3 protein-coding genes are annotated in these 2903 nt (G+C 45.0%); all 3 read right to left on the reverse strand.

Translation table 11 applies throughout. The features are described from left to right. Positions 1-369: calcium-binding protein (locus B9T16_RS27510; RefSeq protein WP_410246271.1), on the reverse strand; the 369-nt coding region annotated here is incomplete at its 3' end. Between the two features lie 112 nt (positions 370-481). After that, complete coding sequence (locus B9T16_RS27515; protein WP_082824557.1) at positions 482-679, reverse strand: hypothetical protein; 198 nt, start codon at positions 677-679, stop codon at positions 482-484. An 861-nt stretch (positions 680-1540) separates the two neighbouring features. Continuing rightward, the coding region (locus B9T16_RS27520) for an SBBP repeat-containing protein (RefSeq protein ID WP_410246272.1) at positions 1541-2903 on the reverse strand (1363 nt) is incomplete at its 5' end.

Genomic DNA, 2903 nt, shown 5'->3' on the forward strand with positions numbered 1-2903 from the left:
CAATGGGCTTAGGTGAGTCCCCCCATCATTAATAATAGTTCCTCCAGTATTGGAACCCAGGGAAACACGGTAAATATCATTACCCCTACCACCAGCTAGGATATTACTTCCACTACCACCATCTAGGATATCATTCCCATCGTTTCCGGCGATTATATCATTTCCGCTACCTCCATAAAGGATATCATCATCTAAGCCTCCGGCAATGGTATTATTGCCAGCTATTCCATATACTACATCGAAACCTCCACCCAAAAGAATAACATTATTAGCCTCTGTTCCGATCACCTCATAATTCCAATTTTGCAGTAAATTTTGGGTAAAGTCATCTCCGTCTCTATCCGCCAGATTGATGGTTATATACGGCATAATTAACCTCCTGAAGCTTTTCCTAGTCAGAAATTTATGAAATTTGGCTAAGTTTGCCTAGCCAGTGATTGGGGAAACAGAAGCCCATTTCACATCAATCATAGCGGCGACATTATGTTGAATATTGTTTACTGATAAATATTGTACTTTTTTGCCAAAATAATGTCAAGTGTTTAATTGTTAAAAAAGGCGATCGCACCCTTTCCCGGAACTCCATAAACCCGCTCCCAATCACCAGCTTAGCCAATCCTAAAAATATTCTAAAAATCTCAGTTTTTCTCTTTACAAATACCGGAACTTGACTTACCATTAAAGAATGGGAATCCGTGCCGACATATATATGGGTTTATTCAGATAGTCAATCCATCAACAATAGTAGGTTGGGTGCAACTCAACCCCCTGTCAATTTGACTGGTGGGGAAAACCATGGTGGCGTTGGGTTTCGCTGCGCTACACCCAACCTACTTCTGGGAAAMTGTGAAGAYATATATATGGGTTTATTCAGATAGTCAATCCATCAACAATAGTAGTTGGGTGCAACACAACCCCCTGTCAATTTCACGCTGTGGGTAAAACCATCGTGGCGTTGGGTTTCGCTGCGCTACACCCAACCTACTTCTGGGAAAATGTGAAGACATATATATGGGTTGATTCAGATAGTCAACCAGGTTGACCTATTAGTAACTCAACCCCCTGTCAATTTGACTGGTTGATAAAACCATCGTGGCGTTGGGTTTCGCTGCGCTACACACAACCTACTTCTGGGAAACTGTGAAGACATATATATGGGTTTATCCAGATAGTCAATCCATCAACAATAGTAGGTTGGGTGCAACCCAACCCCCTGTCAATTTGACTGGTGGGGAAAACCATGGTGGCGTTGGGTTTCGCTGCGCTACACCCAACCTACTTCTGGGAAAMTGTGAAGAYATATATATGGGTTTATTCAGATAGTCAATCCATCAACAATAGTAGTTGGGTGCAACTCAACCCCCTGTCAATTTGACTGGTTGATAAAACCATCGTGGCGTTGGGTTTCGCTGCGCTACACCCAACCTACTTCTGGGAAACTGTGCAGATATATATATAGGTTTGGGGAGCATAAAGGCGATCGCATTTTACAGCCCATCTCATAACCAAGTACCTAAACCGAAAGCCGCCCAACCATCACCTACGCCCAACCGAAGATATTATCATCTTCTAAACTCACATTAGTAACCCCTTCCAGGATACCCACAAGTTGGTCAGAACCAGCTTCATAAATAGCAGTACCATCATTAAATCCGTTGGGTATTGACCCAATTTCATAGTCATCATTCCTACCGAGCAAAACCACCATATCCTGATTTACCTGAAAGTCAGTTACTATGCTGTAACCTTCTCCCGGAAGCATCACCAAAGTATCATTTCCCTCCCCTCCCACCAGAGTATCCGCACCTTTTGCACCTCCAAATAGGATATCATTACCCTGGTCTCCAAACAAAATCTGATTACCATTACCTGCTACCAACGTATCATTCCCCTGACCACCATAAATAGAATCATTACCGTCGCCTCYAAATAGGATATCATCATCCTTATTTCCCAATARSATATCATCCCCCTCCCCAGCAACTAGGATATCATTACCCTGACCRCCAAACAGAGTATTATYTCCCTGGGAAACCTGGAGCAAATCATCACCTTGAAAACCCAGCAAAGTTTCATCAGATGCCGTCCCGATAATTACATCATTCTGGTCACTACCAAACCATTGATTAGGCACAGGTTGAGTAATCGAGCCTTGATTCTCCCCTGGCAAAACTCCCGTAATTTGAGGCGGGAAACTCTCGAAATTAATGACTTGATGAATTTCTGGTCTCCCCGGTGTGTCAGTACCATCTATTATCAACCTACTGATAAAGGCATCTAACCCACCATTATTGGTTTGTCCATCTAGGTCGCCCGAAGTCCAGCCCSCCACATAAATCGAGCYATCACTACCGGTGGTCAAGGCACTAGCMTAGTCCCCACCACTGGTTCCCAACAGGCGCGTCCAGTCTTGAGTGCCATCAGGCTGGAACCTGCTGATAAAGGCATCAGAAAGACCACTATTGGTTTGTCCATCTAGGTCGCCMYAAGTCCAGCCCGCCACATAAATCGAGCCATCACTACCGGTGGTCAGAGCACGAGCCCCGTCACCCTCACTGCTTCCCAACAGGCGCGTCCAGGCTTTAGTGCCATCAGGCTGGAACCTGCTGATAAAGGCATTAGCACCACTACTATTGGTTTGTCCGCCTAGGTCGCCATAAGTATAGCCCGCGACGTAAATCGAGCCATCACTACCGGTGGTCAGGGCATTAGCCTCGTCATCCTCACTGTTTCCCAAAAGGCGCGTCCACCCGAACTCTGGCGGCGCGGACATCTGTACTGCTACTGGGTCTCCTTCTACCCCACTTAATCCCAGTGGGGGCATGAAATTCTGAGAATCTGATGATTCAAAAATATGGAATATTTCGCTAGTATTGTTCATTAGGATATCCCACTGCAATAGA

The sequence above is a fragment of the Arthrospira sp. PCC 8006 genome (assembly GCF_046480465.1).
In the GTDB taxonomy this organism is placed as follows: Bacteria; Cyanobacteriota; Cyanobacteriia; order Cyanobacteriales; family Microcoleaceae; genus Limnospira; species Limnospira platensis.

Excerpts from the sequence above, each read along its gene's own strand:
- B9T16_RS27515 (WP_082824557.1), bottom strand. The coding sequence starts at position 679 with ATGGTAAGTCAAGTTCCGGTATTTGTAAAGAGAAAAACTGAGATTTTT.